Genomic DNA, 23100 nt, shown 5'->3' with positions numbered 1-23100 from the left:
TTCGGGCCCTCAAGGTTCACCTCCATAACCTCCAAAGGCTTCCCAGCCTCCAATGCAACCGCCGCTCTCGTGCGCATCGAAAATCCTCCCTGATAAATCATGTTGATCAGAGCCTGTGACAAAGCTGCCCGGGATTCAATGGATGAGGGAAGTCTGGTGCAAATTTTGCGAAAGCGTGCCCAATACACATAAAGCTTGACTCCCCTCTTGTAAGTGTTATTTTTACACATATAGACAAGGAGACATACCAATGAAACATATTGCCCTGATCGCCGCCCTGGCCGCGACCACCACCCCCGCCCTGGCGGAGTTAAACCTGAACGACAGCTGTGGCGCCTCGCGCTACCAGACGCTGATCGGTCAACCCGCGATCGTCGCGGACCTGATGGCCGAAGCCAACCTGGCCCGCGTTCTGCGCCCCGACACGATGACAACCATGATCTACCTGCCCGAGCGCATGAATGTTTCGGTCGACGAACATGACGTTATCACACGGGTCTACTGCGGATGAAACGCCTGTCCGCAACCCTCGCCGTCCTGATTATAGGTGCCGCCCCGGCCTTCGCTCAGGGGAACTTCATCACCCCTTTTCCGGGCACTCACACGGGTATGACCAACCCGAATCCCTATGCCGCGTCGGGCGGGTACCCCGTTCATGACTCGTCCCGCATGTGCGGCGCCAATCTGTATCAGCATCTGGTCGGGCAACCGCTCTCCGAGGCGCATGACGCAGGCGCAACGCAGGAGGCCCGGATCCTCCACTTCGGTCAGGTGAGAAATTTCAACCATATCGGCGACCGTCTGACTATAGAAGTTCACGGCGATCAGACGATCTTCCGCGTATTTTGCGGATAGCCACAGACAAACCTTTCAAGAAAGCACATTCCACTATGAAACACGTTATTTTCACTATCGCATTGATCACAGCGGCGACCCAGATGACCGACGGCGCCGCATTCGCGAACGGCATTACCCAACCGCATTGCGAGTTAGGCAACACCTGCCTCAGTCCTTCGGACGAGAATGCCGTTGCTCACGGGAACGCGTTTGGGAACCGCCCTGTCGGGATCGGGTCGAACTGGGGCACTGAAGGCACATTGCAGGCCGGACGCCCCATTGGCGCACCGGACATGGGATGCGGTAACTGCAACGACGACACGCTCCAGATTGTTGTTGTTGAGAACAACTGCTCACTTTCGCCGGTCGACCGCTTCGTGGGCCATCATATCTCCGTAACAGACAACCATACCGGCCTGCGGATGCGTGTCTTTACCCCCGACCACATGATCGGGACGATGGATTACTGGCCGGACCGGTTCAACTTTTTCACCGACGCGGATGGCATGATTACACATGCCCGTTGCGGATGACCCAGGGATCTTGATCGTGAAACAGTTTCTTCTTCCCATCGTGCTAACCCTGATGACCGGCAGCGCCGCGATGGCCAACAGCATCACCCAGCCGCATTGCGGTGAGGGCAGCCAATGCCAGGCGGCCATGGAAACCCCAGCACAGCCGAACCCGGCCGTGCAGAGCGCCCAAGATGCCGGACCAGCCTGGGAATTGGACCCTGTCAGCCCAATTCCGGGCACGGTCGCCGTGTGTACCGCCACAGAAGGCTGTGACCCTGTCATCCGAACCCCGGTGATTGTCGAAAACGATTGCGCCCTGTCTCAGGTGGAAAGCCTCGTGGGCCATCCGATCGAGATCACCGAAGAATATCATCTGTCACCTCGCGTCTTTTCCGCAGAGGACATGGCCGCAACGATGGATTACTGGCCCTGGCGGTTCAACGTTCTCGTGGACGCGGATGGTATGATTACGCAAGCCTTCTGCGGATGACTTGCGCCCGCCGCTGATTCGTCCTATATCCCCCTCAACAGCGGTGCGTCGGGCCACACCTCGACGCTCCACCGGGAAATATCAACGGGCCGCGCGCCCGTTTTTTTGTGCTTGGAACAATGTCAGACCTGATTGCCAAAACCGCAATGGATCGCCGCCTGGCCGATATCCTGACCCCCCTGATCGAGGGGATGGGATTTGAGCTGGTTCGCATCCGCCTCATGAGCGGCAAGACCATGACGCTGCAGATCATGGCCGAACGTCCCGAAGGCGGGATCGAGGTTGATCAATGCGCTGAGATTTCAACCGCGGTCAGCGCCCTGCTGGATGTGGAAGACCCGATCGAGGACAACTATACGCTGGAAGTGTCCAGCCCCGGTATCGACCGGCCCCTGACCCGGCTGAAGGATTTCGACACCTGGCAGGGCTATGAGGCAAAGCTGGAAACCGAAGAACTTATCGACGGTCGCCGCCGCTTCAAGGGCGAGCTGGCCGGGATCGACGGCGACGAAGTGCTGATCAACCTGGTGGATGAAAAGGGCGACCCCGTCACCATCGGACTGGAATTTGACTGGCTGACCGACGCGAAGCTGGTTCTGACGGACGACCTGATCACCGAGATGCTGCGCCAGCGCAAAGCGGCAGGCAACATCGACGAGACCCAATTCGACGAGATTGAAACTGAAGAGCCTGGAAAGGCGGAGGACTGACCCATGGCAATTACCAGTGCAAACCAGCTGGAGCTTCTGCAAACCGCCGAGGCCGTTGCCCGCGAAAAGATGATCGACCCCGGTCTGGTGGTCGAAGCGATGGAAGAATCGCTCGCCCGTGCTGCCAAGTCGCGTTACGGCTCCGAACTGGATATTCGCGTTCACATCGATCGCCGGACCGGCAAGGCCACCTTCACCCGCGTCCGTACCGTGGTCGACGAGGTTGAAAACCACTTCACCGAACTGACCGTCCGCGACGCCCGCGCGTTCAAGGAAGACGCCGAGATCGGCGACGAGATCATCGACGAAGTTCCCCCGGTTGAAATGGGCCGGATCGCCGCGCAAAGCGCCAAGCAGGTCATCTTGCAAAAGGTGCGCGAGGCCGAGCGGGATCGTCAGTACGAAGAATTCAAGGACCGCAAGGGCACGATCATCAACGGTCAGGTCAAGCGCGAAGAATATGGCAACGTCATCGTCGATATCGGCCGTGGCGAAGCAGTTCTGCGCCGTAACGAGAAAATTGGCCGCGAAAGCTATCGCCCCAATGACCGGATCCGCGTGTTCATCAAGGATGTGCGCCGCGAACCCCGTGGCCCGCAGATCTTCCTGTCGCGCACCGCGCCGGAGTTCATGGCCGAGCTGTTCAAGATGGAAGTGCCGGAAATTTATGATGGCATCATCGAGATCAAAGCCGTTGCCCGTGATCCCGGTTCGCGCGCCAAGATCGCCGTCATTTCCTACGACAACTCGATCGACCCCGTGGGTGCCTGCGTTGGTATGCGCGGCAGCCGTGTGCAGGCTGTTGTGAACGAACTGCAGGGCGAAAAGATTGACATCATCCCGTGGAATGACGATCAGCCGACCTTCCTTGTGAACGCGCTGCAACCTGCGGAAGTGTCCAAGGTTGTTCTGGACGAAGACGCCGGAAAGATCGAAGTCGTGGTTCCCGATGATCAGCTGTCGCTGGCCATTGGCCGCCGCGGTCAGAACGTGCGCCTGGCTTCTCAGCTGACGGGGCTCGATATCGACATTCTGACCGAAGAAGAAGAAAGCGCCCGCCGTCAGGCAGAGTTCGCAGAGCGGACCCAGGTCTTCATGGACAGCCTCGACCTCGACGAATTCTTCGCGCAGCTTCTGGTATCCGAAGGCTTCACCTCGCTGGAGGAAGTCGCCTATGTGGAACTGGATGAACTGCTGGTCATCGAAGGCGTCGACGAAGACACCGCGAACGAACTGCAAGCCCGCGCCCGCGATTACCTGGAAGAACAGAACCGCAAGGCGCTGGAACAGGCCCGTGAACTCGGCGTTGAACAGAGCCTTATTGATTTCGAAGGTCTCACCCCCCAGATGCTGGTGGCCCTGGGCGAAGACGATGTGAAAACTCTGGAAGACTTCGCAACCTGCGCCGACTGGGAACTGGCTGGTGGCTGGACCACCGTGGATGGTCAGCGCGTCAAGGACGATGGTCTGCTTGAAAAGTTCGACGTGAGCCTCGAGGAAGCTCAGAACATGGTGATGACCGCCCGCCTGCAACTGGGTTGGGTCACGATCGAGGAACTGGAAGCTCAGGCCGCCGCAGAAGCGGAAGCAGCCGAAGCGGCCGAATCTGAAGAGGAGTCCGAGGCCTGATCTCAGGCCTCGGGAGCGCAGCCCATGACACGGGGCGGTCGAACCAAAACGCGCGATGACGCCGAACGGCGCTGCATCGCCACCGGGGAAACCCAGCCGAAGGCCGGGTTGATCCGCTTTGTCGTGGGTCCGGATGACGTGATCTTTCCGGATGTCGCGGAACGGTTGCCCGGTCGTGGCATCTGGGTTTCGGCCGATCCTGCCGCACTTGCGCTGGCAATAAAGAAAAACCTGTTCAGCCGCGGGGCCAAGCAACAGGTGACAGTTCCCGCCGATCTGGCCCAACAGGTCGAAACCCTTTTGGCGCGCCGCGTGATCGAGCTGATCTCGTTGGCACGAAAGTCGGGTAAGGCGGTGGCTGGGTTTGAAAAGGTAAAAGGCTGGCTGGCCGATGGTCATGCCCGCGTTCTGTTCCAGGCCTCCGACGGCTCGGAACGGGGAAAATCGAAACTCTGGACGCCGGAAGGGGGCCGATTTTTCGGCTGTTTGACGGCGGATGAATTGGGTTTGGCATTCGGGCGCCAACATGTGATACATGGCGCGCTTGCGGCTGGTGGACTCGAACGACGTGTTGTAGAGGAAGCCTCGAAGCTGCGAGGCCTGCGCGGCACATACGGCGAATTTATCGCCGGGAAGGATACGAAAGACGTATGAGCGATCAAGACGGTAAAAAACCCCTCGGACTTTCTGGCGGCGCCCGTTCGGGCCGTGTGAACCAGAGCTTTTCGCGTGGGCGGACAAAGAGTGTGGTGGTGGAAACCAAGCGCAAGCGCGTTGTGGTGCCCAAACCCGGCTCGTCCTCGTCCGGGCAATCCGATGCGCCGCGTCGGCCTTCTGGTGTTTCCGACTCCGAGATGGAACGCCGGTTGAAGGCATTGCAGGCCGCTAAGGCCCGCGAGTCTGAGGAAGCCGAACGCCGCGAACGTGAAGAACGCGAGCGCGAGGAAGAACGCGAACGCCGCCGCGCCGAGATTGAGGCCAAGGAACGCGAAGAGCGTGAACGCGAAGAAGCGTTGAAAGCCAAGGCCGAAGAAGACGAACGTCGCAAGCGCGAAGAAGAAGAGCGCCGCAAAGCGGAACGCGCTGCGCCTGCCCCTTCGCCTGTCGATGAAGCCCCGGTTAGTGCCAAGGAAGACCGCACCGCGCGGCCCGTTCCTACCAAGACCGGTGCCCCAACCCCGCCCAAGCGCGACAACAAGGATCGCGATGACAAGGGCGGACGTGGCAAGGGCGGCGAACGCGATGGACGCCGGTCCGGCAAGCTGACTGTGAACCAGGCGTTGACCGGTGGCGAAGGCGGGCGGCAGCGTTCGATGGCTGCCATGAAGCGCAAGCAGGAGCGTGCGCGGCAGAAAGCCTTGGGCGGCCAGCAGGAACGCGAAAAGATCGTGCGTGACGTCCAGGTGCCCGAAGCCATCGTTGTGTCCGAACTTGCGAACCGCATGGCTGAACGCGTGGCCGACGTTGTCAAAGAGCTCATGAAAATGGGCATGATGGTGACGCAGAACCAGTCGATCGACCAGGACACCGCCGAACTGATCGTCGAGGAATTCGGCCACCGTATGGTGCGTGTTTCCGATGCAGACGTTGAAGACGTGATCGACACGGTTGAAGACAAGGCAGAGGATCTGAAGCCTCGCGCGCCTGTCATCACCATCATGGGCCACGTTGACCACGGCAAAACCTCGCTGCTGGATGCTATCCGCAACGCCAAGGTTGTCGCAGGCGAAGCCGGTGGCATCACGCAGCATATCGGCGCCTATCAGGTGAAAACGGATGGCGGCCAGTTGCTGACCTTCCTTGATACACCCGGCCACGCCGCCTTTACGTCGATGCGGGCCCGAGGCGCGCAGGTAACGGATATCGTGGTTCTGGTTGTGGCCGCTGATGACGCCGTGATGCCGCAGACGGTTGAGGCGATCAATCACGCCAAAGCCGCTGGTGTCCCGATGATCGTGGCGATCAACAAGATCGACAAACCGGCTGCCGACCCGATGAAGGTGCGCACCGACCTGCTGCAACACGAAGTTGTCGTGGAGCAGATGTCGGGCGAGGTTCAGGACGTCGAAGTATCCGCCCATACCGGCCAAGGTCTTGATGAACTGCTCGATGCAATTGCCCTTCAGGCAGAAATCCTGGAGCTTAAGGCCAACCCCGATCGTGCTGCATCCGGTGCCGTTATTGAGGCACAGCTTGACGTGGGCCGCGGCCCCGTCGCGACGGTTCTGGTTCAGAACGGTACGCTCAAGCAGGGTGACATCTTCGTCGTGGGCGAGCAGTGGGGTAAAGTCCGTGCGCTGGTCAACGACAAGGGCGACCGTGTGAAAGAAGCCGGCCCGTCCGTTCCTGTCGAGGTTCTGGGCCTGAACGGCACACCAGAAGCCGGCGACGTTCTGAACGTAGTCGACACCGAAGCGCAGGCGCGCGAGATCGCAGACTACCGCGAACAGGCCGCCAAGGACCGTCGCGCCGCAGCTGGTGCGGCCACCACGCTCGATCAGCTGATGGCCAAGGCCAAAGCAGATCAAAGCGTGGCCGAACTGCCAGTGCTGGTGAAAGCCGACGTTCAGGGTTCGGCCGAGGCCATCGCTCAGGCGCTGGAAAAGGTTGGCAACGACGAAGTCCGCGTGCGCATCCTGCATTCGGGCGTTGGCGCGATCACCGAATCCGACATCGGCCTTGCCGAAGCGTCGGGCGCACCGGTTATCGGCTTCAACGTCCGGGCCAACGCACCTGCTCGCAACTCTGCGAACCAGAAGGGCGTCGAGATCCGCTACTACTCGGTGATCTACGATCTGGTGGACGACGTTAAGAAAGCGGCCTCTGGTCTGCTGTCTGCTGAAGTACGCGAGAACTTCATTGGCTACGCCGAAATCAAGGACACCTTCCGCGTGTCTGGCGTCGGCAACGTGGCTGGCTGTCTAGTGACCGAGGGTGTTGCCCGCCGGTCCGCCGGTGTGCGCCTGCTGCGGGACAACGTGGTGATCCACGAGGGCACACTGAAGACACTCAAGCGCTTCAAGGACGAGGTCAAAGAAGTCCAGTCCGGTCAGGAATGCGGCATGGCCTTTGAGAACTATGACGATGTGCGCAAAGGCGACGTTATCGAGATTTTCGAACGCGAAGAAGTTGAGCGGTCGCTCGACTGATACCTTCGATATCCCAAACAAAAGGGCGGTCCGATCGGGCCGCCCTTTTTTGTTTCTCTGGTGGGGTCGGTTGACCCGTCGCTTACTCTTCCATCTCGCCGCCAAATTGCGCCAGGAAGGCATAGATGTTGATCGCTCCAGCTTCATCAACGCGCTGCGGGGTCATGGTAGAGCGACCGCGCTCACCGGTTGCCTCGGTCAGAAAGGCCGTCGCATTCGGGATATAGGCGGCGAAGCTGGCTTCGTCCCAGTTGATTTCAGCGGCATGTGCGGCTTCCATCAACGAGGAATAACGGAACCCTTCTACACTGCCAGCCACTGCGCCCACGATACCGTAAAGGTTCGGGCCAGTGCGGCCGTTGCGGCCTGCCAGCACATTGTCATCGGCATCACGGACAACATGGCAAGAGATGCAGTTGCGGTTGAATAGTTCTTCGCCAGCTTCGGCATCCCCTGTGGGACCGGCGCCGTGGCCATCAGCGAAAGCCATCGGCGCGGAAAGAAGCGCGGCGACGAAAGTCAATTTGCGGATCATGGAATAGCTCCTCTATCTTGGCTGGCGGCACTATAGCGATTGTCTACCGGAATGGTGCCGAACGAATTGTCACGGTCAAACAGTTAGCGGCCAGTCGTTAAAGAACCAGAGGGTGCGGGGACTTGTCGCCACTGATCGTGGGGGTCATATACGGAGGAAGCAAGGAGACGACATGAGCAATTCCGACTTCCCCGGCTGGCACGGCACAACGATCATCGGCATCCGCAAAGGCGACGAGGTTGTCATTGCAGGCGACGGACAGGTCAGCCTCGGCCAGACTGTGATCAAGGGCAGTGCCCGCAAGGTCCGGCGTCTGAAGCCCGGCGGACACGAGGTTGTGGCCGGGTTCGCCGGATCAACAGCCGATGCCTTTACCCTGCTGGAGAGGCTGGAAGCCAAGCTGGAGGCAACCCCCGGCCAACTTGCGCGCGCCAGCGTCGAATTGGCCAAGGACTGGCGGACCGACAAATACCTACAAAAGCTGGAGGCGATGCTGATCGTCACGGACGGAACCGAGCTGTTCGTGATCACCGGCGCGGGCGACGTACTGGAGCCGGAGCACGGTATCGCCGCCATTGGCTCGGGCGGGAACTATGCGCTCGCCGCTGCCCGTGCGATGATCGACAGCGACATGGGGGCAGAAGACATCGCCCGCCGCGCCATGGCCATTGCCGCAGACATCTGCGTTTATACTAACGGCAATCTGACGGTTGAACGGATCGGCAGATGACTGCCGTCAACCGAGACGACATCCGCGCCGCCGTTGGCGCAGGTATGATATCAGAAGCGCAGGCAGCGTCCCTTGTGGCACTGTCAGATGCCCGGCGTGGTGTGCGAGAGCACATGTCCGGGCTTGATGAACCATTCGAGCTGTTCAAAGGCTTTAACGAGATTTTCATTGTCGTCGGCCTGAGCATTTTCTTCGTTGGGTGGCTTGGACTGACAGGGCTGAGCCTTTTTGAGATCTCAACCATCGGCTACGTCGCCACGATGATCTATGCCGCGCTGGCCGCGGGGGCTGTTATTCTGCTGGCCCGCTATTTCACGCTCAAGCGCCGGATGGTTGCCCCCTCCATTGCGCTGGCGATCTTCTTCGGCATCTCCACGGCTCAGTTTGGCATGGGCCTGAGCTGGATGTTGCGGGGTGATCTGCCGATGACCCTGACGCTTGCCGCAGGGGTCTCAACTGTGCTGCTTTGTATCTACTACGCCGTGTTTCGCGTGCCGTTCACGATGGCATTGATTGCCCTAGGGGTCTTCGCAACCTGCTTTGGCATCATCGCGATTGGCGGAACCCTGCCCGAGGATCCGCGCGACCTGTTTCTTTTGTCTGCCGAAGGTCCCTTCGCCTTACTTACCATCTTGCTTGGCCTTGTTGGCCTTGCCGTGGCCCTGCGCTTCGACATGAGCGACCCGCACCGGGTGACGCGCCGGTCATCCAGCGGCTTCTGGCTACATGTAATTGCCGCGCCTGCGATCATGAACACCGTATCCCTGACGCTCTTTGATGTCGGCACTGTCACGGCGCAGCTGATGGTTTTGGTATTCGTGTTGGCTATGGCCCTGTTTGCAATCGCCATCGACCGCCGATCTTTTCTCGTCTCTGGCGTCGGATATATCGTGGCACTCGCCTTCACCGTCATGGAAGGCGCGGCCTTCCTGTCCATCCTGATGCTCGGCCTTGTGCTGATTGTGCTTGGCGCGCAATGGGAAAACATCCGCCGCGCCATTATGAACATCTTGCCGGGTTTCCCTGGCAAAACCCGCCTTCCCCCCTGGGACATCCTGACCCCTGAGGAGTCTTTATCGTGACCGACCTGACCCCCCGCGAAATCGTTTCCGAGCTGGATCGTTTCATCATCGGCCAAAAAGATGCCAAGCGCGCCGTCGCTGTGGCCTTGCGCAATCGCTGGCGGCGCAAGCAGTTGGGGGATGATCTGCGGGATGAGGTTTATCCGAAGAACATTCTGATGATCGGGCCCACGGGCGTTGGTAAGACCGAGATCAGCCGACGCCTGGCGAAACTCGCCCGAGCACCTTTCATCAAGGTTGAAGCCACCAAGTTTACCGAGGTGGGCTATGTCGGGAGAGACGTGGAACAGATCATCCGCGATCTGGTGGATGCCGCCCAGATCATGGTGCGTGAACATATGCGCGAAGAGGTCAAGGCGAATGCCCACAACGCCGCGGAAGAACGCGTGATCGAAGCGTTGGCGGGAACCGATGCACGCGAACAGACTCGTGAAATGTTTCGCAAGAAACTGCGCTCGGGCGAGCTGGACGACAAGATGATCGAACTGGAGGTGGCCGATACCTCGACCCCGATGGGAGGGATGTTCGAAATTCCCGGCCAGCCCGGCGGGATGGGCGGAGGAATGATGAACCTCGGTGACATCTTCGGGAAAGCTTTTGGCGGGCGCACCGTGAAACGGCGAATGACCGTCGCCGCCAGCTATGAAGTGTTGATCGACGAAGAGGCCGATAAGCTGCTGGACGCAGAAGCTGTAACGCGTGAAGCCGTTCGAGCGGTCGAACAGAATGGCATCGTCTTCATCGACGAGATCGACAAGGTGTCCGCCCGGTCGGACGCGCGCGGCGCGGATGTGTCCCGCGAAGGCGTGCAGCGTGACCTGCTGCCGCTGATCGAAGGAACGACCGTCAGCACCAAGCATGGGCCGGTGAAAACCGACCACATCCTGTTCATCGCATCGGGCGCCTTCCACATCGCCAAGCCCTCAGACCTGTTGCCTGAACTACAGGGCCGGCTGCCCATCCGGGTAGAACTGCGACCGCTGACTGAGGATGACTTCGTGCGCATCCTGACGGAAACCGACAACGCCCTGACCCTGCAATATACCGCGCTGATGGCGACCGAGGAGGTAACGGTCAGCTTCACCGAGGACGGGATCAAGGCACTGGCTGGCATCGCGGCCGAGGTGAACAGCAGCGTCGAAAACATCGGCGCGCGGCGGCTTTATACCGTGATGGAAAGGGTGTTCGAAGAGCTCAGCTTTACTGCACCGGACAGACCCGGCGAAACCGTTGTCGTGGATGCCGCATTCGTAGAAAAGAACCTGGGCGAGCTGATGCGCTCTGCCGATCTGGGGCGTTACGTGCTATAGGGCGGCGAACGCCCTTTTTTACCCCGGTCCTTTCCTGTGCCACGCTTTCTGCTCGCCGCGCTTCTGTTCCTGACAGCTGCCTGCGGAACCCCACCCAATATCGCGATGGTCGCCCGCTCTGTGCCGGATGCGGGGATGCGCACTGTTTTCGTCGCCACGAACCGCGCTTTTGAGGATCAGCACTTTACCGCAGGTCGGGAAAGTGGGGTGGAATATGCGCGGTTTGAGGTGTCCATCCCGCCCGACCGCGAATTGGGGGAAGTGACCTGGCCGCAAGGACCGGTTCCCGATCCCGTAACCGATTTTGTTGTGACCGATGCTGGAAGCTATGCCAGCCCCGGTGTGTTCCGTTCCGACATACGCGATGCGCTGCAAGCGCTGCCGCCCGAGGATCGGGAGGTCGTGGTTTTCGTTCACGGCTACAACAACAACTTCGCCTCGGGCCTGTTTCGCATTGCCCAGATGGCCCATGACTATGAGGCCCCCGGCCTGACCGCGCATTTCGCGTGGCCCAGCGCGGGAACGCCCTTCGGCTATGTCTTTGACCGGGAAAGCGCCGCATTTTCGCGTGACGCGTTAGAAGAGTTTCTAAGGGATCTGCACGCAGCCGGGGCGCGGCGCATTCTGTTGGTAGGCCATTCGCTTGGTGCCTACATCACCATGGAAACCCTTCGGCAGATCAGGATCTCCGGCAATGACGCTGTTTTACAGTCGCTCTCCGGGGTTGTCCTGATTTCGCCAGATATCGACATCGAGGTGTTCCAAAGCCAGGCTCGTGCTGTTGACCCGCTTCCGCAGCCCTTTGTGGTTTTCACATCGTCAAACGACCGTGCCCTTCGCCTGTCGGCTGGCATCACCGGTCGTCAGAACCGCTTGGGCAATATCGGTACACCGGAGGACGTGGCCGAGTTTGACGTCTTGCTAGTCGATATCTCTGCCTTCCGATCCGGGGTCGGGGACTGGACGAACCACGCCACCGTGGCGACCTCACCCTCGCTCATCCAGATGTTCCGGGGATTGCCCGAGTTCGGGCAGGATTCGGCGGAGATACCCGTCGATCTTTGGTCTGGCACAATTCTGACCGTGCGCAATGCCACGCAGATCCTGCTCAGCCCGATCAGCCAATGACAGCGACCCTTGCCTTCCTGCGCGACAATGCTGCGTTTCTTCTGGCAGGGGTTCTGCTGAGCTTTACGTCCAGTTTCGGACAAACCTTCTTCATCTCGATCTTTGCGGGTCAGATCATGTCCACTTTTTCCCTGTCCGACGGGGATTGGGGCCTGATCTATTCAGCCGGAACCACGGTGTCTGCCATCGTTATGGTCTGGTCAGGTGTTCTGACGGACCGCCTGCGGGTCAGGGTTCTTGGGGCGTTCGTCTTTGCGGGTCTCGCCTTTGCGTGTCTGTTCATGGCGCTCAACCCGTTCGCCGTCCTGTTGCCGGTTGCCATCTTCCTGCTGCGTTTCACCGGGCAGGGAATGACCAGCCATATCGCCGCTGTCGCCATGGCCCGCTGGTTCGTGGCCACACGCGGCAAGGCGCTGGCGATCTCGGCCACCGGTTTTGCCATTGGTGAAGCGCTTTTGCCGGTATTGTTTGTCGCTGCGATGACCATCATGGACTGGCACTATTTGTGGATTGTGTCAGCGGTGTTTGTGCTGCTGATGCTGCCGGTGATGCAACGCCTGCTAAGGCAGGAACGGACCCCGCAATCCTTGGCAGAAAGTGAATCCGCCGTCGGGATAGACAACCGTCACTGGACACGTGGCGACATGCTGCGTCATCCGCTGTTCTGGTGTGTTCTGCCCTCTATTCTCGGTCCCTCTGCCTTCGTCACCGCGCTGTTTTTCCAGCAGGTGCATCTGGCCGAGGTCAAAGGTTGGAGCCACGTGGGCTTCGTCGCCCTGTTCCCGGTCTATACGATCATCTCAACGGCGTTCATGCTTTTGGCGGGATGGGCGATTGACCGGTTCGGCACGCGTCGCCTGATGCCATTTTACCAGATCCCCGTGGCCATCAGCTTTGTTGTCATGGCCAGTGCGGACTCCCTTTGGTGGGCTGCTATCGCGTTTGCGCTGATGGCGGTGACAACAGGGGCAAATTCGACTCTGCCGTCGGCGTTCTGGGCAGAATTCTACGGCACCCGCCATATCGGCGGCATCAAATCCATCGCGACGGCGGCGATGGTGCTGGGTTCGGCGATTGGCCCGGCAATATCAGGTGTCTTGATCGACCGGGGCATCACCTTCCCGGAACAGATGCTGGGTATTGCCGCGTGGTTTCTGGGGGCGTCCTGCCTGATTTGGTTCGGCGTTGGAACCGCAGTTCGAAGCCTACCGAGAACGACGTAGATAGACGTAATAGGCGCCTGTTCCGCCATGGCGAATATGCGCCTCTCGAATATCCAGAACGACGCGGCCAAGCGGTGGCATATGCAGCCAGTTGGGCACCTGATGTTTCAACACGCCTCGGCGGATCGGGATTGGGCCCGGATCATCTCGGTCCTTTCCCTTGCCGGTGATCACCAGCACCAGCCTTAGCCCATCTTCATGCGCACCAAGAATAAACCGCGTCAGAACCGGATGCGCCTGCGCCAGAGTCATCCCGTGAAGGTCAATCCTGGCCTCTGGTTTTAGTTTGCCCCGCAGCATCCTTCTGTGTGTGCCGTGATCCATCCGCACCGGCGCTTGGGCCAGCCGTTCGGATACCGAAGGCGCAAGCTGGCTGCCGGGCAGGGCGGTTGTAACGGTTTCGCCAATGCGGAAGTCGCGTACTTCAAAGCTTGGCTTGTGTTTCGGCTTTGGATGGTGATGCGGATCAGACGCAGCGGGATGATCCGGCTTTGGTTTTTCCGGTCTCGAAGCGGTGACAGTCCGGGTAACTGCGGACCATAGCTTGCGGTCTTCCTCGCTAAGGGATTTGGGCCTTCTTCGCGCCATCTCAGACGTCCGGGACCATGAGATTGGCCCGTTCGATCGGCATCAAAACGATCATCCTACCCGGGTCTCTGATACGGCCTGCTTCCAACCCGGCCTCATCCCCGAAACCGTAGAATACATCGGCCCGTTGCGCGCCCTGAATGGCTGATCCGGTATCCTGTGCGATCATCAGGCGGCGCAGCGGCGTTTCACCGTCCTTTTCGATCCAGACGGGTGCGCCCAATGGCGTGAACCTTGGATCGACAGCAATCGACCGCATTGGCGTAATCGACCGGTTCATTGCGCCAAGCGGGCCATCATCCGGGTTCCGCGTGCGGATCACCCGGAAGAAAACATAGGAAGGATTGTGGTAGAGCAACTCGCGCCCGGCGCTTGGATTGCGTCTGACCCACGATCCAATCACCTGCGCCGACACCTGATGCGGCTGATAGATTCCCCGGCGGATCAATTCTTGCCCGATAGATCGGTACTCGTGCCCGTTGCGTCCGGCATAACCCACACGGATCACCCTTCCATCCGGCAGGCGAATTCGGCCCGATCCCTGGATCTGGAGAAAAAACAGTTCCACGGCATCATCGACCCAGGCAATCTCCAGCCCTTGGCCTTCTAGCAGTCCGTCCTGTTCAATTTCTCGCCTTGTATGCCAGGGTTCGACCACATCGGGTGGCATTCGGTAGACGGGATATCGATAGCGCGATGTCGGGGTGAGTGAGCCATGCAGTTCCGGTTCGAAATAACCGGTGAACAGAGCGGGTTCATCACCGCCAATCAGGACGGGGCGAAAGAACAGCTCAAAGAACGTGCGGGCGTTGGGTTGCTGCTGCGCTACGGCACAAAGACGCAGCCATTCACCGTCATCCATGTCGGGACATGTGTTCAGAAAGACCTCAAGCGCGGCTTGGTGGTCGTCCTCCGCCCATCCGTCGAGATCGTTGAAGCTGAGAATTTGCGCATTGTTCTGTGCCATCACAGGGGCACAAAACAGGGTCGCGGCGGACAAGACCAGAGAAAAAAGCCCGCCGCGCATACACGATTACCCGCCGGTTGCGACCAGAACCCAGTTGGGGTCAGAGCTGCCCATCTTGCGGCCAAATGTCCAGACATCGCGCTGGCGCTTGATCGCATTGGGATCGCCCTCGACCAATTCACCGGCCGCGTTCCGAACGACAGAGGTTAGCTCGCCCACGAAACGCACGGTGACCTCTGCCATACTGTCAGACCGGTCAAAGCTGGCATCCTGCAAGGCCAGCTCTCGCACGCCGACAAAGTTGGCGTCGATAGAAAGTCCCTGTTCCTCACGATTGCGGATTACCTCTTCAAAGGTCTCCATCACGTCATCTGCCAGGAATGGGCGCAGCCCTTCGACATCGCCATTTTCAAAGGCCATCAGGATCATTTCGTAAGCGCCACGTGCCCCTTGCAGAAATTCCGAGACAGAAAATCCGGGCTCTGCCATTTTCATCGCGGCAAGCGCCTTTGCAGCATCAGTGCCATCATCGACGTGATCGGTGATATCCCGGTCAGGACCGCCTTCGATAACTGCAAAATCCCGCCTTGTGCCGCTGCGTTGAACGGGGGCATCCGCGTGCGGATTTTCATACCCGTCCCGCGTGCCCAGAACACTGCGTAGCTTCAGGATCAGGAAAATCGCAATCCCGGCCAACACCAGCAGTTGCAGTAGGGAGTTCATGTCGGAACCTCTTTCGGGCGATTGGGGTTAAATCTTGTAGCTCGATTGCACATATGTAGGCGCGAGGGGCGGTCAAGTCCATGTGCCAACCGCTTCCTTGATCGAAGAAAGGACACAAGATGTGGCTGTTTTTCCTGTTTGTCGGCGTGCCGATCATTGAAATCGCCTTGTTTATTCAGGTTGGCGGGCTGATCGGATTGTGGCCAACACTCGGTATTGTGATTTTGACCGCTGTAATAGGGTCCATGCTTGTGCGGTCGCAGGGGGCACGAGCGCTGGCCAACCTGCGCAACAGTTTCAACGATTTGAACGATCCTACGGAGCCGCTGGCCCACGGCGCGATGATTTTGTTTTCCGGTGCCCTGCTTCTGACGCCAGGGTTCTTCACCGATGCGCTTGGATTTGCTTTGTTGATGCCGGGTTTCCGCAATCTGGTGCTACGGGAATTGCGCAAGCGGATTAAGGTGGAATCCGTGGTCGCGGGCCAGCAACAATGGACCCAGACCCGCCAAGGGCCCGATGTGATCATAGAAGGGGAATACGAAGTGGACGATAACACGCCACGAAACGGCCCTTCTGGCTGGACTCGCCATTGAGGCGACCGGATTCACCTGATAAACCGCCTTCAACCTTATAAACCCGGAGATACAGATGGCCGAAGAAAACGGGACCCAAGCCCCCGAAGGCGCAGCGCAGGCACCCGTCCTGCCCAAGATGCAGGTCCTTGCCCAATTCATCCGCGACATGTCTTTCGAAAACATCGCCGCGCAAAAGTCCCTTCAGGGCAACACTCAGCCTGAAATTCAGGTGCAGGTCGGTGTTGAGGCACGCAAGCGCCAGACAGAGAACCAGTACGATGTTGTCGTCAAACTGAAGATCGACAACAAAACCAAGGAAGACGGCTCGCAGATCTTCCTGATCGAGCTGGATTACGCTGGTGTGTTCCAGATCGAGAACGTGAACGAACAGCAACTGCATCCGTTCCTGCATATCGAATGCCCGCGGATGCTGTTCCCGTTCATCCGCCGCATCGTGTCGGACATCTCGCGCGATGGTGGCTATCCGCCGCTGAACCTCGACAACATGGATTTCGTGCAGATCTACCGCAATCAGCTGGCCCGCGTCGCACAGTCCAAGCCGCACGCAGACGCCTGATCAGCCGAATTTCTTCCAGACAGCGCCGTCGCCCATTTCCTCAACAAAGGATGTATGGGCGGCGGCTTCTTCTTGGGTGATCCTGGATGGCAGCGGAGTGGGCCGGGGTTTGGGTCGCCAGGCTTCGGTCGGTTGACCTGTCGAAGTGGTTTCCACCCGCGCAGACAATGCGAAATCGGGCTGCCGTCCGCCGATAAGTTCCAGATAGACCTCTGCCAGGATCTCGGAGTCGAGCAGCGCGCCGTGCAAAGTGCGCGAGGAATTGTCGATCCCGAACCGGCGGCAAAGGGCATCGAGCGACGCGGGAGAACCGGGAAACTTCCTGCGCGCAATCGCCAGCGTGTCGACGGCCCGTTCCCAAGGAATCTGCGGCAGGTTCAGCCACCGCAGTTCAGCGTTCAGGAATTTCATGTCAAAGCTGGCATTGTGGATGACCAGCTTGGAATCCATACCGACGAAATCCAGAAACTTCTGCCCGAAGGCCGCGAAAACCGGTTTGTCCTTTAGCGTGACTTCCCCGGGGTTCGGTCCGCGCGGGCCTGATTCCAGAAGGTCTGGCCCGATCCCGTGCACACCGAATGCCTCATCCGGCATGGACCGTTCGGGGTTGATATAGACGTGGAACGTTTCACCGGTCGGCAGGTGGTTATAAAGCTCAATCGCCCCGATCTCGACGATCCGGTCGCCTGATTCAGGGTCGAATCCGGTCGTTTCAGTGTCGAGCACAATCTCACGCATGGTGTTCCCCGGTCAGCTTGTCGATCAGTTTCAGCACGTCAGCGCGGGCGCTGTCCAGATCATAGGTTTCGATCACGAAATCCGCGCGGGCGCGTTTTTCTGCATCAGGCGTCTGCCGGGCGAGGATGGAGGCGAACATCTGCTCTGTCATCGTAGCCCGGTCCAACACACGACGGCGCTGTTCTTCTGCATCGACGGATACGACAAGCACACCGTCCATGTTGGCTGCCGATCCGGTTTCAAACAGCAAGGGAATGTCGAGCACGATCAGGGGTGCGTCTGAGTTGGCGGAAATAAATTCCGCACGGTCCGCTGCAACAAGCGGATGCACGACCTGTTCCAGCTGCGCCAGTGCGGTGTCGTCTCGAGCAATCCACGCTTTCAGAATATCTCGATCAACTTTGCCTATGCCGGTCGCATCCGGGCAAATCCGGCTGATCGGCTCTACCGCCGCGCCGCCCTTGGCATAGATCCGGTGAACGGCGGCATCGGCATCCCAGACGGGTACGCCAGCTTCTCGGAAGAACTGGGCCGTTGTCGACTTACCCATCCCGATGGAGCCGGTAAGGCCAAGGATGTAGCTCATTCCCCCAGCACCACGGCGCGAAGCTCGTCATCGACCTCGGGTTTCACGCCGAACCAGCGTTCAAACCCTGGTGCAGCCTGATGCAGCAACATCCCCAGACCATCCACGGTGTGACAGCCGCGCGCCGCGGCCTCTTCCAGCAGATCAGTGCGCAGGGGATTGTAGACGATGTCATTCACCACCGTGGCAGGGTTCAGCCGTTCAAGGTCGATATGAAGGGGCTGTTTGCCAACCATGCCAAGGGACGTGGTGTTCACCAAAAGGGCAACCTCATCCAATACATTGGGAATGCGGGTCCAGTCCGCGACATGAACCTTGGCTCCGAAGTGATCCTGAAGGGCCTCGGCCCGGGCGCGGGTGCGGTTTACCAAAAACACATGCGGGCAGCCGTCAGACAGCAGTGCAGACACAACGGCGCGGGCTGCGCCGCCTGCACCAAGCACCAGCGCGGGGCCCTCAGAAGCAGACCAGCCGGGCGTATATTGCTTGATATTGTCCATGAAGCCGACACCATCGGTATTGTCAGCCTGAAGTTTTCCGTTCGCAGTATAAGTCAGCGTATTGGCTGCCCCGATCAACGCAGCGCGGTCGGTGACGGAGTCTGCGATTTGCAGCACGGTTTCCTTATGCGGAATCGTGACATTGACGCCCTTGAACCCCAGATCCGGCAACAGTCGCAACGTATCATGCAACCGTTCGCGGGTAACATGCAGCGGTACGTAGTGGCCGTTTATTCCGTAGCGCCACAACCAATGGCCATGCAGGCGAGGCGACCGGCTATGCGCGATCGGGTCGCCGATCACCCCGGCCAGCAACAGCTTTTCCGTCATCCCTCGATCTCTCCCTTTTGGGTCAGGAACCCGATGAGTTCCAGAAGTGGCAGACCCAGAACGGTAAAGTAGTCGCCTTCGATGCGGCTGAAAAGCCGTACGCCTTCTTCTTCCAGCTTGTAGCTGCCCACGCTGTCACCGATGCCTGGCCAATTTCGGTCCAGATAGGCGGCAAGGTAGTCGTCACTGATATCACGCATCAGCAAGCGCACTTGGCCTACATAGCGCCATACCGGCTCAGCCCCTGAATAGACCACAACGGCAGAGAGCAGCTTGTGTTGTTTACCACGAAGCGCGCGCAGCTGATCCGCGGCAGCCTCTTTGCTGGTGGGCTTGGATAGGATCTGCCCCTGAAATTCCAGAACCTGATCCGATGCGATCACTGTGGCATCCGGATGCTTTTCAGCAATCTTTCGAGCTTTGAATTCTGCCAGGGCATCGGCAACATCACGCGGTGTCGCGTCCTCGGCCAGCAAGGAAGCCTTGATAGCGTCCTCGTCAATGCGTGCGGGCAGAGCAGTAAAGGGAATGCCGGCATTTGCCAGCAAAGTCTGACGGATGCCAGAGCTTGAGGCCAGAATGATCTGCGTCATGGGATAACTCTATGAACAAGTCTGGGGCCAAGCCCGGGTATGGGGTGAGTATATCTTGCTCTTGTCGGGTCATCCAAGCCCGGATCGCCCATTCTCGATGGTTTACGCAGCTGTTTTCCACGGGGACAATTCTTCACCAGACTGAAGTGGACTGGTTTGTCCTCTGTAGAACAAACCACAGGTTCTCCCACAGTTATACACAGGGGAGCTTTCCCTATCTATTTGATATTAAATGCAAATATGTGATACTCGAAGTTTTCGATACCCGCCAATCCGAACGGTGAGACCTGTGGAGAACCCTTGGCATGGAATCTGTCAAACTGGGTTTTCCCAGTTATCCACGGTACAACAACCACATCATCTTTTCTTTTAAATAAATATATTTATTGAAGAGAGCAGAGAACGGAGAGACCCATGATCGGCGATTTTTTGGCAGCGGCCTATCCCTGGACCAAGAGCCTGCATGTGATGTCAGTACTCGCCTGGATGGCTGGGCTGTTCTACCTGCCACGTCTTTTCGTCTATCACGCAGAGCAGGTAGGTCAGGGCAATGAAACCGATCAGCTCTTCCAGACCATGGAATACAAGTTGCTGCGTGTGATCATGAACCCGGCGATGATCGCCACTTGGGTCTTTGGCCTCGCACTCGTCTTCACACCCGGCATCGTCTATTGGGGCGAAGTCTGGCCTTGGACAAAGGCGGCGGCTGTGCTGGGGATGACGTGGTTTCATCATTGGCTGGCCCTGCGTCGCAAGGATTTTGCCAAGGGCGAGAATATCCGCACTGGGCGCACCTACCGGATGATGAACGAGCTTCCCACGGTTCTGATGGTTGTCATCGTGATTTCCGTCATCGCAAGGCCGTTTTCCTAAGCCCGGTTGACTTAACCGCAGCCTTTCCTTATCTCGCTTTTCAACTTGGCCGTCCGGCCTTGCTGTTTCCCTATGAATATCGACACGCGGCATGCCTGAAACACGGCAGGGCCAGCCAAGGGACTATCCCCCATGACCATTGAAAAGCTGAACCTGGCCGATCTTAAGGCTAAATCCCCCAAAGCCCTGTTGGCGATGGCCGAAGATCTGGACATCGAAAATGCCTCGACCATGCGCAAGGGCGAGATGATGTTCCAAATCCTCAAGGAACGCGCTGAGGAGGGTTGGGAGATTTCCGGCGATGGTGTGCTGGAGGTTTTGCAGGATGGGTTTGGATTTCTCCGCTCACCCGAGGCGAACTATCTGCCCGGTCCAGACGATATCTACGTTTCGCCGGACATGATCCGCCAGCACAGCCTGCGCACTGGTGACACGGTTGAAGGTGTCATTCATGCGCCTCGTGAAAACGAACGATATTTCGGGCTGGTGAAGGTTGCTCAGATCAACTTCGAAGATCCGGAACGCGCGCGGCACAAGATCAACTTTGATAACCTCACACCGCTCTATCCTGATGAGCGGCTGAAGATGGAACTGGATGATCCGACCACAAAGGATCGGTCCGCCCGGATCATCGACCTTGTGGCTCCGATTGGTAAAGGGCAGCGGTCGCTGATCGTGGCTCCGCCGCGCACCGGTAAGACGGTTCTGTTGCAGAACATTGCCAGCTCGATCGAGAAGAACCATCCGGAATGTTACCTGATCGTTCTGCTGATTGACGAAAGGCCCGAGGAAGTGACCGACATGCAGCGGTCGGTGAAGGGCGAGGTCATTTCGTCTACCTTCGACGAACCTGCCACGCGCCACGTTGCCGTGTCCGAGATGGTCATCGAGAAAGCCAAACGCCTTGTAGAACACAAGCGTGACGTGGTGATCCTGCTAGACTCCATCACGCGCCTTGGGCGTGCATACAACACGACGGTCCCCAGCTCTGGCAAGGTTCTGACGGGTGGTGTGGATGCAAACGCCCTGCAGCGGCCGAAGCGGTTCTTTGGTGCGGCGCGGAATATCGAGGAAGGCGGGTCCCTGACCATTATCGCCACAGCGCTGATCGACACCGGCAGCCGCATGGACGAGGTGATCTTTGAAGAATTCAAAGGCACCGGCAACAGCGAGATTGTGCTGGACCGCAAGGTTGCAGACAAACGTGTGTTCCCGGCGATGGACATCCTCAAATCCGGCACCCGGAAGGAAGATCTGCTGGTCGATTCCAAAGACCTCCACAAGACATTCCTTCTGCGCCGTATCCTGAACCCGATGGGTACGACGGATGCCATCGAGTTCCTGATCTCAAAGCTCAAGCAGACCAAGTCGAACGCTGAATTCTTCGATTCGATGAACAGCTGACCCCGCGGAGGGGCCCATGGATACGATCTTTGCGCTGGCTACGGCGCCGGGAAAAGCCGGCGTCGCGGTGATCCGTATTTCGGGTCTGGACGCGTTCGCCGTTGGCCAAGCATTGGCCGGATCTATTCCTGCACCGTCACAGGCGCGTCTTCGGCGGCTGAAAGACGGGCAGGGCGCCCATCTTGACGATGCCCTTGTCCTGGCCTTCCAGGCCCCCCACAGCTTCACTGGAGAGGATGTGGTGGAGTTTCAGGTCCATGGGAGCCCGGCAACGGTTAAGGCTGTCCTAAGCGCAATTTCCGCCACTGGCTTGGCTCGCATGGCGGAACCGGGGGAATTTACCCGTCGCGCGTTGGAAAACGACCGGATGGACCTGGCACAGGTGGAGGGGCTGGCAGACCTGATTGATGCGGAAACAGAAGCGCAAAGGGTGCAGGCCCTGCGGGTTCTTTCCGGCAGTTTGGGCCAGCTTGTTGATCAGTGGCGCGAAAACCTGCTGCGCGCGGCAGCGTTGCTTGAGGTCACAATCGACTTCGCCGATGAAGAGGTGCCAGTCGATGTGACGCCCGAAGTTTTGTCGTTGCTGACCCCTGTCATGAATGACCTGACCCGCGAGATCGCCGGGGTAGATGTAGCAGAACGTATCCGTGATGGATTTGAAGTGGCCATTCTGGGTGCGCCAAATGCGGGAAAATCCACGCTTCTGAATGCTCTCGCCGGGCGAGAGGCGGCGATCACTTCTGATATTGCGGGCACCACTCGTGACGTGATCGAAGTGCGGATGGATTTGCGCGGATTGCCGGTCACAGTTCTGGATACCGCTGGTCTGCGAGAGGCCGGGGATGAGATTGAACGTATCGGCATCGACCGCGCCCGCGCCAGGGCAGAGGCAGCAGATCTGCGGGTTTTTCTGAAGTCCACACCGGATGAGCAGCCAAATATCGAGCTGCTCGAAGATGATATCGTGTTGCTGGGAAAGTCGGACCTTCATGGGATCGATGGAATTTCCGGGGCCACGGGGCAGGGTGTGTCCGCGCTGATTGATCAGGTTACGCATACGCTGTCCAATCGCGCTGCGCGCCAACAGACCGCAACGCATGCCCGCCATGCAGAAGCAATGCAGGCCGCGCTTGGGGCTTTGGAAGCGGGAATGGATGAGGTAAAAGCCGGACCAGATAGGACCGAGTTGGCCGCGGAACATCTGCGCAGTGCGATCCGCCGGCTTGATTCTCTGATTGGTCGCATAGATGTGGAGATGGTGTTGGGCGAAATCTTTTCGCGATTCTGTCTCGGCAAGTAGGAGTG

Annotated in this window: 26 protein-coding genes; 18 read left to right on the top strand and 8 right to left on the bottom strand. The window is 58.8% G+C overall.

What is annotated here, in order from left to right:
- The first annotated feature begins 250 nt into the window (after positions 1 to 250).
- The 8 genes from ACROHD_RS13875 (at position 251) to infB (ending at position 7330) form a co-directional block, all read left to right on the top strand.
- Positions 251 to 511 carry an I78 family peptidase inhibitor gene (locus tag ACROHD_RS13875; protein WP_432678720.1) on the top strand — a complete coding sequence of 87 codons (261 nt, stop codon included), beginning with the start codon at positions 251 to 253 and terminating at the stop codon, positions 509 to 511.
- Positions 508 to 855: an I78 family peptidase inhibitor gene (locus tag ACROHD_RS13870; protein WP_432678719.1), complete on the top strand. Its 348-nt coding sequence runs from the start codon at positions 508 to 510 to the stop codon at positions 853 to 855. The genes ACROHD_RS13875 and ACROHD_RS13870 overlap by 4 nt, the downstream gene beginning before the upstream one ends.
- Before the next feature lie 35 nt (positions 856 to 890).
- Entirely contained in the window at positions 891 to 1370 is a 480-nt protein-coding gene (locus tag ACROHD_RS13865) for an I78 family peptidase inhibitor (RefSeq protein WP_432678718.1), read from the top strand.
- A 16-nt stretch (positions 1371 to 1386) separates the two neighbouring features.
- Positions 1387 to 1842, top strand: coding sequence for a hypothetical protein (locus ACROHD_RS13860; RefSeq protein ID WP_432678717.1), 456 nt, complete (start codon positions 1387 to 1389; stop codon positions 1840 to 1842).
- Between the two features lie 119 nt (positions 1843 to 1961).
- Positions 1962 to 2552: a ribosome maturation factor RimP gene (rimP, locus tag ACROHD_RS13855; RefSeq protein WP_432678716.1), complete on the top strand. Its 591-nt coding sequence runs from the start codon at positions 1962 to 1964 to the stop codon at positions 2550 to 2552.
- Positions 2553 to 2555: 3 nt separating this feature from the next.
- Positions 2556 to 4181: a transcription termination factor NusA gene (gene nusA, locus ACROHD_RS13850; protein ID WP_432678715.1), complete on the top strand. Its 1626-nt coding sequence runs from the start codon at positions 2556 to 2558 to the stop codon at positions 4179 to 4181.
- Positions 4182 to 4205: 24 nt separating this feature from the next.
- Positions 4206 to 4835 (top strand): RNA-binding protein, encoded by a 630-nt coding sequence (locus ACROHD_RS13845; RefSeq protein WP_432678714.1) that lies wholly within the window; start codon positions 4206 to 4208, stop codon positions 4833 to 4835.
- Positions 4832 to 7330: a translation initiation factor IF-2 gene (gene infB / locus ACROHD_RS13840; RefSeq protein WP_432678713.1), complete on the top strand. Its 2499-nt coding sequence runs from the start codon at positions 4832 to 4834 to the stop codon at positions 7328 to 7330. The genes ACROHD_RS13845 and infB overlap by 4 nt, the downstream gene beginning before the upstream one ends.
- Positions 7331 to 7412: 82 nt before the next feature.
- On the opposite strand, the gene ACROHD_RS13835 is transcribed toward infB, so the two are convergent.
- Positions 7413 to 7865, bottom strand: coding sequence for a c-type cytochrome (locus ACROHD_RS13835; protein ID WP_432678712.1), 453 nt, complete (start codon positions 7863 to 7865; stop codon positions 7413 to 7415).
- Between the two features lie 172 nt (positions 7866 to 8037).
- On the opposite strand from ACROHD_RS13835, the gene hslV reads away from it, so the two are divergent.
- Genes hslV through ACROHD_RS13810 form a run of 5 tightly spaced genes read left to right on the top strand, consistent with a single transcriptional unit; the run spans position 8038 to position 13338 of the window.
- Positions 8038 to 8595: an ATP-dependent protease subunit HslV gene (gene hslV, locus ACROHD_RS13830; RefSeq protein WP_432678711.1), complete on the top strand. Its 558-nt coding sequence runs from the start codon at positions 8038 to 8040 to the stop codon at positions 8593 to 8595.
- Positions 8592 to 9677 (top strand): hypothetical protein, encoded by a 1086-nt coding sequence (locus ACROHD_RS13825; protein ID WP_432678709.1) that lies wholly within the window; start codon positions 8592 to 8594, stop codon positions 9675 to 9677. The genes hslV and ACROHD_RS13825 overlap by 4 nt, the downstream gene beginning before the upstream one ends.
- Entirely contained in the window at positions 9674 to 10987 is a 1314-nt protein-coding gene (gene hslU, locus ACROHD_RS13820; protein WP_432678708.1) for an ATP-dependent protease ATPase subunit HslU, read from the top strand. The genes ACROHD_RS13825 and hslU overlap by 4 nt, the downstream gene beginning before the upstream one ends.
- Positions 10988 to 11023: 36 nt before the next feature.
- Positions 11024 to 12115, top strand: a complete 1092-nt coding sequence (locus ACROHD_RS13815; protein ID WP_432678706.1) for an alpha/beta hydrolase — start codon at positions 11024 to 11026, stop codon at positions 12113 to 12115.
- Positions 12112 to 13338, top strand: coding sequence for an MFS transporter (locus tag ACROHD_RS13810; protein WP_432678704.1), 1227 nt, complete (start codon positions 12112 to 12114; stop codon positions 13336 to 13338). The genes ACROHD_RS13815 and ACROHD_RS13810 overlap by 4 nt, the downstream gene beginning before the upstream one ends.
- Here the strand turns inward: ACROHD_RS13810 and ACROHD_RS13805 are convergent.
- The 3 genes from ACROHD_RS13805 to ACROHD_RS13795 form a co-directional block, all read right to left on the bottom strand.
- On the bottom strand, positions 13321 to 13926 hold the full coding sequence (locus ACROHD_RS13805; protein WP_432678702.1) for a Smr/MutS family protein: 606 nt from the start codon (positions 13924 to 13926) through the stop codon (positions 13321 to 13323). The two genes, ACROHD_RS13810 and ACROHD_RS13805, sit on opposite strands and share 18 nt — an antisense overlap.
- A 1-nt stretch (position 13927) precedes the next feature.
- Positions 13928 to 14893: a murein transglycosylase A gene (gene mltA / locus ACROHD_RS13800; protein ID WP_432678700.1), complete on the bottom strand. Its 966-nt coding sequence runs from the start codon at positions 14891 to 14893 to the stop codon at positions 13928 to 13930.
- A 66-nt stretch (positions 14894 to 14959) separates the two neighbouring features.
- The gene (locus ACROHD_RS13795; protein ID WP_432678699.1) at positions 14960 to 15616 is read right to left on the bottom strand and encodes a Tim44/TimA family putative adaptor protein; all 657 of its coding nucleotides are present in this window, start codon (positions 15614 to 15616) and stop codon (positions 14960 to 14962) included.
- A gap of 119 nt (positions 15617 to 15735) precedes the next feature.
- Between ACROHD_RS13795 and ACROHD_RS13790 the strand changes: the two genes are divergently transcribed.
- A complete protein-coding gene (locus ACROHD_RS13790; protein ID WP_432678698.1) occupies positions 15736 to 16212 on the top strand; it encodes an FxsA family protein in 477 nt (158 codons plus the stop codon).
- 55 nt (positions 16213 to 16267) lie between these two features.
- Positions 16268 to 16771 carry a protein-export chaperone SecB gene (gene secB, locus ACROHD_RS13785; RefSeq protein WP_432678697.1) on the top strand — a complete coding sequence of 168 codons (504 nt, stop codon included), beginning with the start codon at positions 16268 to 16270 and terminating at the stop codon, positions 16769 to 16771.
- On the opposite strand, the gene dnaQ is transcribed toward secB, so the two are convergent.
- From dnaQ to ACROHD_RS13765, 4 genes are read right to left on the bottom strand one after another with little or no spacing between them, the layout of a single operon-like run.
- A complete protein-coding gene (gene dnaQ, locus ACROHD_RS13780; protein WP_432678696.1) occupies positions 16772 to 17509 on the bottom strand; it encodes a DNA polymerase III subunit epsilon in 738 nt (245 codons plus the stop codon). It abuts the gene before it with no gap.
- Entirely contained in the window at positions 17502 to 18095 is a 594-nt protein-coding gene (gene coaE, locus ACROHD_RS13775; RefSeq protein ID WP_432678695.1) for a dephospho-CoA kinase, read from the bottom strand. The genes dnaQ and coaE overlap by 8 nt, the downstream gene beginning before the upstream one ends.
- Complete coding sequence (locus ACROHD_RS13770) at positions 18092 to 18925, bottom strand: shikimate dehydrogenase (RefSeq protein ID WP_432678693.1); 834 nt, start codon at positions 18923 to 18925, stop codon at positions 18092 to 18094. The genes coaE and ACROHD_RS13770 overlap by 4 nt, the downstream gene beginning before the upstream one ends.
- Entirely contained in the window at positions 18922 to 19518 is a 597-nt protein-coding gene (locus ACROHD_RS13765; RefSeq protein ID WP_432678692.1) for a Maf family protein, read from the bottom strand. Before ACROHD_RS13765 ends, ACROHD_RS13770 begins: the two co-directional genes overlap by 4 nt.
- A 414-nt stretch (positions 19519 to 19932) precedes the next feature.
- Between ACROHD_RS13765 and hemJ the strand changes: the two genes are divergently transcribed.
- The 3 genes from hemJ to mnmE all read left to right on the top strand — a co-directional run bounded on the left by hemJ (position 19933) and on the right by mnmE (position 23095).
- On the top strand, positions 19933 to 20391 hold the full coding sequence (gene hemJ / locus ACROHD_RS13760) for a protoporphyrinogen oxidase HemJ (protein WP_432678691.1): 459 nt from the start codon (positions 19933 to 19935) through the stop codon (positions 20389 to 20391).
- Positions 20392 to 20523: 132 nt separating this feature from the next.
- Positions 20524 to 21795, top strand: a complete 1272-nt coding sequence (gene rho, locus ACROHD_RS13755; RefSeq protein ID WP_432678690.1) for a transcription termination factor Rho — start codon at positions 20524 to 20526, stop codon at positions 21793 to 21795.
- 16 nt (positions 21796 to 21811) lie between these two features.
- Complete coding sequence (gene mnmE / locus ACROHD_RS13750) at positions 21812 to 23095, top strand: tRNA uridine-5-carboxymethylaminomethyl(34) synthesis GTPase MnmE (protein ID WP_432678689.1); 1284 nt, start codon at positions 21812 to 21814, stop codon at positions 23093 to 23095.
- Positions 23096 to 23100 lie beyond the last annotated feature (5 nt).

The sequence above is a fragment of the Nioella aestuarii genome (assembly GCF_050896395.1).
In the GTDB taxonomy this organism is placed as follows: domain Bacteria; phylum Pseudomonadota; class Alphaproteobacteria; order Rhodobacterales; family Rhodobacteraceae; genus Nioella; species Nioella aestuarii.
Note: the sequence above shows the minus strand (reverse complement) of the source record. Positions and strands in the feature narration are given on the sequence as shown.

Coding starts and splice junctions, on each gene's coding strand:
- ACROHD_RS13795 (WP_432678699.1), bottom strand. CDS start 15,616: ATGAACTCCCTACTGCAACTGCTGGTGTTGGCCGGGATTGCGATTTTC.
- nusA (WP_432678715.1), top strand. CDS start 2,556: ATGGCAATTACCAGTGCAAACCAGCTGGAGCTTCTGCAAACCGCCGAG.
- infB (WP_432678713.1), top strand. CDS start 4,832: ATGAGCGATCAAGACGGTAAAAAACCCCTCGGACTTTCTGGCGGCGCC.
- ACROHD_RS13835 (WP_432678712.1), bottom strand. CDS start 7,865: ATGATCCGCAAATTGACTTTCGTCGCCGCGCTTCTTTCCGCGCCGATG.
- ACROHD_RS13865 (WP_432678718.1), top strand. CDS start 891: ATGAAACACGTTATTTTCACTATCGCATTGATCACAGCGGCGACCCAG.
- coaE (WP_432678695.1), bottom strand. CDS start 18,095: ATGAGCTACATCCTTGGCCTTACCGGCTCCATCGGGATGGGTAAGTCG.
- rimP (WP_432678716.1), top strand. CDS start 1,962: ATGTCAGACCTGATTGCCAAAACCGCAATGGATCGCCGCCTGGCCGAT.
- mltA (WP_432678700.1), bottom strand. CDS start 14,893: ATGGCACAGAACAATGCGCAAATTCTCAGCTTCAACGATCTCGACGGA.
- secB (WP_432678697.1), top strand. CDS start 16,268: ATGGCCGAAGAAAACGGGACCCAAGCCCCCGAAGGCGCAGCGCAGGCA.
- ACROHD_RS13870 (WP_432678719.1), top strand. CDS start 508: ATGAAACGCCTGTCCGCAACCCTCGCCGTCCTGATTATAGGTGCCGCC.
- ACROHD_RS13845 (WP_432678714.1), top strand. CDS start 4,206: ATGACACGGGGCGGTCGAACCAAAACGCGCGATGACGCCGAACGGCGC.
- ACROHD_RS13875 (WP_432678720.1), top strand. CDS start 251: ATGAAACATATTGCCCTGATCGCCGCCCTGGCCGCGACCACCACCCCC.
- mnmE (WP_432678689.1), top strand. CDS start 21,812: ATGGATACGATCTTTGCGCTGGCTACGGCGCCGGGAAAAGCCGGCGTC.
- ACROHD_RS13825 (WP_432678709.1), top strand. CDS start 8,592: ATGACTGCCGTCAACCGAGACGACATCCGCGCCGCCGTTGGCGCAGGT.
- ACROHD_RS13765 (WP_432678692.1), bottom strand. CDS start 19,518: ATGACGCAGATCATTCTGGCCTCAAGCTCTGGCATCCGTCAGACTTTG.
- ACROHD_RS13770 (WP_432678693.1), bottom strand. CDS start 18,925: ATGACGGAAAAGCTGTTGCTGGCCGGGGTGATCGGCGACCCGATCGCG.
- rho (WP_432678690.1), top strand. CDS start 20,524: ATGACCATTGAAAAGCTGAACCTGGCCGATCTTAAGGCTAAATCCCCC.
- dnaQ (WP_432678696.1), bottom strand. CDS start 17,509: ATGCGTGAGATTGTGCTCGACACTGAAACGACCGGATTCGACCCTGAA.
- ACROHD_RS13810 (WP_432678704.1), top strand. CDS start 12,112: ATGACAGCGACCCTTGCCTTCCTGCGCGACAATGCTGCGTTTCTTCTG.
- hemJ (WP_432678691.1), top strand. CDS start 19,933: ATGATCGGCGATTTTTTGGCAGCGGCCTATCCCTGGACCAAGAGCCTG.
- ACROHD_RS13790 (WP_432678698.1), top strand. CDS start 15,736: ATGTGGCTGTTTTTCCTGTTTGTCGGCGTGCCGATCATTGAAATCGCC.
- hslV (WP_432678711.1), top strand. CDS start 8,038: ATGAGCAATTCCGACTTCCCCGGCTGGCACGGCACAACGATCATCGGC.
- ACROHD_RS13805 (WP_432678702.1), bottom strand. CDS start 13,926: ATGGCGCGAAGAAGGCCCAAATCCCTTAGCGAGGAAGACCGCAAGCTA.